Here is a 7,210-nt window from a genome sequence, read left to right as displayed (position 1 = left end):
GGATACGTATACTTTCAACACAACAACATGTGCTTGGGTGAATAATAATACTGTCAAACCTACAGAACCAGCGAAAGTGAACTGTTGGGAGACTTATACTTTCAGCACAACAACATGTGCTTGGGAAGTAACAGGAACAAAACCTGAACCAACATTAATTGAAAAAACAGTGTGTAATACGGACAGTGCTATAACTATCGATTTAAATACTTTACTATCTCCCGAAACACCAAACAATGGAACTTGGATTAACAACAGTAGCGCAGTATTAAACGGAAATAGATTCTCTCCTTTTAATTTACCTGATGCAGATTATAATTTTGAATATAAATATCAAATTGTAAATGAACAATGCCCTAGAAGTATATTTATAAAAATAACTCTTTCAGATGATGATTGTAGTATTGTGTTAGGTTGCGGTGTAATTGACGTTCACAATGCCTTTTCTCCAAATGGAGATGGTACTAATGAAGCCTTTGTTATCGAAAACATTGATAATATATTGTGTTATCCCGATAATACTGTGGAGATTTATAATCGTTGGGGCGTTTTAGTTTATGAAACTAATGGATATAATAATACCAGTAAAGCTTTTACAGGCTTATCTAAAGGTAGAACTACAATTGGTCAATCTCAGGAGTTGCCAACTGGAACCTATTTTTATATATTAAATTACACTTTTATTGATGAAAACAATCAAGTTAAGACTAATAAAAAAGATGGGTATTTATACCTTACAAGATAAATCTAACTCAAATCTAACTCCTGAGGGCTAACAAACCCTCAGGTTTAAAAAATAAACTAAATGAAGACAAGAGTACTATTATTCGCCTTGCTGTTTACTGGAATTATAAGTTATGCCCAACAAGATGCCCAATTTTCCCAATACATGTATAACACCATTAATATCAATCCCGCTTATGCAGGATCAAGAGGAGTCTTGAGTATATTTGCCTTGCATCGTACACAATGGGTTGGACTCGATGGCGCACCTGTTACAAATGCAGTTTCAGTCAATACTCCTATAAATGATAGTAACTTGGGGTTAGGCGTTTCTATCATTAATGACAAAATTGGACCAACCCATGAGAATACTATCTCGGCTGATTTATCTTACACTATTCCTACTTCAGAAACTTTCAAACTTTCTTTTGGTATCAAAGCAACAGCCAATTTGTTTGATTTAGATGTTACACGACTCAATCCTGTCGATGATGACCCGAGTTTACATGACTATAATAATAAATTCTCCCCAAATATTGGTGCAGGGCTTTATTATCATTCAGACAAAGGGTATGTAGGTTTATCAGTTCCTAATTTTATAGAAAGCAATCGTTATGATGATAATGAGGTGAGAATTTTCAAGGAAAAAATTAATTATTACCTTATTGCGGGATATGTGTTTGATTTAAATGAATCAGTAAAATTTAAACCTGCGTTACTTACCAAAATGGTTTACGGTGCACCGCTTCAAGTTGATGTTTCAGGAAATTTTATGTTTAATAATAAATTTATGGTTGGAATTGCTTACAGATGGAGTGCTGCATTGAGCGGCATGGTTGGCTTTCAAGTCTCAGATAGTTTATACATTGGATATGGCTATGACAGAGAAACAACTAATTTAAAAAACTATAATTCAGGTTCGCATGAAATATTCTTGCGCTATGAAATATTCAACAATATCGATAAAATTACAACTCCAAGATTCTTCTAAAAATAATTATTATGAGAAATTATATACTCCTTTACCTAATAATAGTAAATGTTTTTTCATTTAGTAGTTATGCACAAAAAGCCAAAGTTACCGCTGCTGATAAGAAATATGAGAGCTATGCTTATATTGACGCCATAAAAATCTATGAAAAGGTTGCAGAAAAAGGATACAAATCAGTTGATATGTTCCAGAAACTAGGTAATTCCTATTACTTTAATTCTGATTTTAACAAAGCTGCCAAATGGTATAGCGAATTGTTTGCGATGACTTTGGATGTAAATTCAGAATATTATTATCGTTATGCACAATCATTGAAATCTATTGGACAAAATGATAAAGCAAACGAGATGATGGAAAAATTTCAGCAAAAATCTGGCAATGACAATAGAGCAAAACTCTTTGAAAAAAATAAAAATTATTTAGACATAATTAAGGCTAATTCTGGAAGATATAAAATTGAAGATACAGAAATTAACTCTAATTTTTCAGATTATGGGAGTTCTTTTTCAGGCAACAAATTAGTATTTGCCTCAGCTCGTGATACTGGCGGCATTTCTAAGAAAATATTTAAGTGGACCAACCAATCCTTTACCAATTTATACAGTTCCGAAATAAAAAAGGATGGTACTTTAGGACAACCAGAGCGATTCAGCAAAAAGATAAACTCCAAGTTTCACGAATCAACACCCGTTTTTACCAGAGATGGCAAAACCATGTACTTCACAAGAAACAACTATCTAGATGGTAAGAAAGGAAAAGACAGTAAACGAGTAACGTTGTTAAAACTATACAAAGCCACAATAAACAAAGAAGGAGAATGGGTTGCTGTAGTTGCCTTACCCTTCAATAGCGACAACTATAGTATTGCGCATCCAGCATTAAGTGTAAATGAGAAAATCTTGTACTTTGCCTCAGATATGCCAGGAACTTTGGGACAATCCGATTTGTTTCAAGTAGCAATAAACGAAGATGGAACTTATGACACCCCACAGAACTTAGGAAATACCATCAATACCGAAGGTAGAGAAACCTTCCCATTTATAAGTAACGATAATGAGTTGTATTTTGCCAGTGATGGAAGACCGGGACTCGGAGGATTAGATATTTATGTAGTCCAGTTAGGAACAGACAATAGCATCACCGATATACAAAATGTAGGAGCTCCAATAAACGGAACCGATGACGATTTTGCGTTTTTAATAGACAGCAAAAACAGAAAAGGTTTCTTCACTTCAAACCGAACCGGAGGCAAAGGATATGACGATATTTATAAGTTTACCGAAACTCGTAAACTAGCATGTGAACAAAGTTTAACGGGGGTAATCACCAATAATGAAACGACCAAAATATTGCCAGGTACGAAGTTGAGTTTGTTTGACGAGAAATTCCAACTTCTTAAAGAAGGAATATCCGATATAAATGGAAAATATAGCTTTGAAGTACTCTGTGGCAAAACCTATTATGTAAAAGCAGAGAAACACGACTACGAAACTAAAGAAGGAACGACTTCTATAGCCAAAACATCGGGCAAGAGTGAATTGGATTTAGCATTAGAGCAACGTATTAAACCAATTGGGATAGGAACAGATTTAGCTAAAACCTTAAACATTCCAATAATTTATTTTGATTTGAATAAATCCTTCATCCGTAAAGATGCAGCCTTTGAGTTAGCCAAAGTACTTGCAGTAATGGAAGAGTATCCAAATATGAAAATCGATATACGTTCACATACCGATAGTAGACAAACGATACAGTACAATGAAGCATTGTCCGATGGAAGAGCCAAATCTACCATGGTGTGGTTGGTTAAAAATGGTATAGAAGCGAGCAGATTAACTGCTAAAGGCTACGGAGAAACTCAACTTGTAAACAAGTGTTCCGATGGTGTGGAATGTACCGAGGCAGAACATCAAGCCAATAGACGTAGCGAGTTTATTATTACGGCAATGTAAACAAATAAGAAATCGAATAATTAATAACATCATTTATGATTGTTTCTGGTAGCAATTGTATGTTTTTTACAACAAAAAGCAGTAAATTTGGGGTTCTCACTGCCGTATTAACAATAGTATATTTTTTCAATTTTAGATTAAATCAAAGATATATAACAAGGTATATCAAAAACGAATTGCTAATGATAGAAAGAATTATTTTTCTAGATTTAAAATATGAATTTAGGAATACATTTGAGTTTGATTCTTTTAGGACTAGACATGAGATAATAAATCAGCAATGTTTCATACAAAAAATAGATTTAAAAAGCGTAAATCTAATGTAGCTTTAATTCTAATCTAGATTTAAAGTAAGATTTACTTCTGTTTTCGAACCCAAAGGGGAGTTATAAAAGCAGGAAAAATAATTATTTTGTAGTATAAGAACAAGTTACATGCTATTTGCATTATGATGTTTGTCTAGAAATAAATGGAGTTTTAAAAAGTTGGGTAATCCCAAAAAGATCATCAATGAATCCCGAGGGAAAAAGACTTGCAATTTTGACAGAGATCATCCTTATGCTTACAAAGATTTTGAAGGAACTATCCCATGGGGGAATTGCGATGCAGGAACTGTTATCGTTTGGGATTATGGGACTTTGCTTTAGACGATGAAAATATTAAAAAAGGCTTGAAAAAGGGTCGCCTTGGTTTTATTCTTAACGGAAAGAAATTAAAAGGAGAATTTGTATTGGTACGAATGAAAATCAAGTAGAAAAAAGCTTGGTTGTTAGAAAAAAAGAAAAATAAATATACAAGTGATTATGATATTTTACTCGAAAAAAAATCGAGGATTTCTAATTTAACTTTCGAAGAGCTTAATAAAAATAAATGAAAAAAATTGCATCCCTTTTATTTATCTCCTTTTTGATGATGTCACAAATTGTATGTGCACAAGTTGGGATTGGAACAATAATTCCAGATGCATCATCAATATTAGATTTAACCTCTATTTCCCAAGGGCTTCTTATTCCTCGAATGACCACCTCAGATAGAGATTTTATTGCAAATCCTGTAAATGGACTTTTAATTTACAATACGACCACCTCTCATTTTAATCATTTTGATCTAGTTTGGAAAGAGTATTCAGATTATACAAATTATTATAATTCTAATTCGACAAGTGATGTTACAACCACTTCAACATCAGATGTAGTAGTGCCAGGAATGACAATTGCTCCTTTACTAGCAGGGACATACGAAGTGACTTTTAATTGTTCATATAATAACTCACCAACAGAGAGAATAGTTTCTTCGGGTGAAAGTTTTCCAAGTACAATGGCTCAAGAGGCTAAATCGGATTTGGAGCTATTGATTAATCAATTAAATTCTCTTACTGTAACTAACTCAACTCATCTTGCTGCTTTTGGAAATGGGGAAACTATTTCCCCAGGTGTTTATTCTATAGCTGGAGCAGCTTCAATTGCTTTAAACTTGACATTAGATGGACATGGAGATTCAAATTCAATTTTTGTTATTAAAGCAAATGGAGCTTTGACCGCTGGTGCAAATACTAATGTTATTTTAACAAATGGAGCACAAGCTAGGAATGTATTTTGGTTAGCTTATGGCGCTCCGTCTTTTGGCGAAAAATCTACTATGAAAGGGAATGTAATAGCAGCCACAACGGGGGCTATTGCATTTAATGCAGGAGGAAACCTTGAAGGAAGACTTTTGACAATTTCTGGGGCAATAACTTTTGGACCAGCAGTTGCTTCCATACCAATAGGGACATCGCCATATCCATTGGGTACATTAGACAAATTTGTTTTATACACTGCCGCTGGTGACGTTACAAATACTGCGGTTTCAACAATTACAGGAAATATAGGAACTAATTCAGGCACTTTTGTAGGTTTTGAAATTGCAACTGTAAACGGTGCTTTTGTTACACATACAACTTATACTTCTAAAACATCCACAACAATATCCACACCAAATACGAACAATATTATAGCCTCTTTTAGTATTTATCAAAATGGAGTTTTAATTCCAAGTTCCAGTAAAATATTGACTAGTGAAGCTTATTTAGGAAGCGTCTCGTTACAAACAATTGCAACTATTTTGCCTAATCAAGCAATAGATGTAAGGTGGAATACAGATTCCGAAAAAATAGGGATGGGAAATAGGACTTTTACATTAATAAAAGTGCAATAACCTTAAAAAAATAATTAAAATTGATTTCTAAGAGAAGGTTTGAATAATAACAAATGAAAAAAACACGCTCCTTTCTATTACTTACTTTTTTGCTAATACCATTATTTGTTGATGCACAGGTAGGTATTGGTACTTTTGATCCAGATCCATCTTCACTTTTAGAATTATTTTCAAAGAGCAAAGGATTGCTTGTTCCTAGAATGACTAATACAGAAAGAGATTTAATTGTAGCGCCTGCTGTCGGGCTATTAATTTACAATACTAGCACATCAAACTTTAATTATTTTGATGTAGATTGGAAAGATTATTCTGATTTTTCAAAAAATTATAATTCAAATTTAACAGGTGATATTACAACAATCACAACATCAAACGAGGTTGTAAATGGTATGTCAATTACACCTCAATTTGCCGGAAAATATAAAGTTACCTTTAATAGTTATTATAGTAATGCTCCAATAAGTACTGGTCCTTTTCCCTCCGAAAAAGGTGAAATAGATTTGCAGTCAATTTACAATAATTTGCAATCACTTCCAATTACTGATGCAACTCACGGGCTAGTTTTAGGAAACGGAGAGGCTTTAATTCCAGGTGTTTATACTTTGTCTGGAGCTACATCAACGGTTGGGACACTCTATTTTGATGGGCAAGGAAATCCAGATGCACTTTTCGTTATTAGGATTGATGGAGCTTTCTCAGCAGGAGAAGCTACAAAAATGGTTTTGCTCAACGGAGCAAAAGCTTCTAATATTTTTTGGGTAATTGAAGGAGCCGCTTCAATTGAAGCTTCAACTATTCTAAAAGGTACTGTAATTACTCATGCTGGTGCAATTACAATGGGAGCTGGGGGAAATCTTGAAGGTCGACTTTTTTCAATCGTAGGAGCTATTAGTGTTAATGCTGTAAAGACAATAATTCCTTCAGGGATTTCTGTAATTGATTTGGGAGTGTTATCCACTTTTATTTATTATAGTAGTGCGGGTGCTGTAACTAATGGGGGGTCTTCTGTAATTACGGGTAATATTGGAACAAATGTAGGAGCTATATCAGGGTATGGATCACCTACTGTTTTTAAGGGTTCATTTTTAAATGCCGGAGGGTCAATAACAACTTTATCTCCCAATAATACGAATGCATTAGGAACTTTTGGTATCTATCAAAATGGAGTTTTGATTCCAAGTTCAAATAAAATTCTAACAAGTAATGCGAATTTTGCAAACATATCATTACAAGCAATTGCAACTATTTTGCCTTATCAAGCAATAGATGTAAGGTGGAATACAGATTCCGAAAAAATAGTAATGGGAAATAGGACTTTAGTCTTGATAAAAGTACAATAAACTTAAAA

The 7,210-nt window shown here is 33.7% G+C and carries 5 protein-coding genes and 1 pseudogene; all 6 read left to right on the top strand.

The features are described from left to right. Positions 1 to 745 (top strand): gliding motility-associated C-terminal domain-containing protein (locus E0I61_RS16065; protein ID WP_132072649.1); only part of this gene is annotated, 745 nt, incomplete at its 5' end. Between the two features lie 60 nt (positions 746 to 805). After that, positions 806 to 1,714, top strand: coding sequence for a PorP/SprF family type IX secretion system membrane protein (locus tag E0I61_RS16060; RefSeq protein WP_131998208.1), 909 nt, complete (start codon positions 806 to 808; stop codon positions 1,712 to 1,714). An 11-nt stretch (positions 1,715 to 1,725) separates the two neighbouring features. Next, positions 1,726 to 3,666 (top strand): OmpA family protein, encoded by a 1,941-nt coding sequence (locus E0I61_RS16055; RefSeq protein WP_131998211.1) that lies wholly within the window; start codon positions 1,726 to 1,728, stop codon positions 3,664 to 3,666. A gap of 441 nt (positions 3,667 to 4,107) precedes the next feature. Next, a pseudogene (locus tag E0I61_RS16505) lies at positions 4,108 to 4,313 on the top strand (DNA polymerase ligase N-terminal domain-containing protein). Between the two features lie 223 nt (positions 4,314 to 4,536). Further along, positions 4,537 to 5,862, top strand: coding sequence for an ice-binding family protein (locus tag E0I61_RS16045; protein ID WP_132072648.1), 1,326 nt, complete (start codon positions 4,537 to 4,539; stop codon positions 5,860 to 5,862). A gap of 53 nt (positions 5,863 to 5,915) precedes the next feature. Next, positions 5,916 to 7,202 (top strand): ice-binding family protein, encoded by a 1,287-nt coding sequence (locus E0I61_RS16040; protein WP_131998217.1) that lies wholly within the window; start codon positions 5,916 to 5,918, stop codon positions 7,200 to 7,202. Positions 7,203 to 7,210 lie beyond the last annotated feature (8 nt).

The organism is Flavobacterium ranwuense, assembly GCF_004349315.1.
Lineage (GTDB): Bacteria > Bacteroidota > Bacteroidia > Flavobacteriales > Flavobacteriaceae > Flavobacterium > Flavobacterium ranwuense.
The sequence above is the reverse complement of the archived record's forward strand: the minus strand, read 5'-3'. Positions and strand labels throughout refer to the sequence as shown.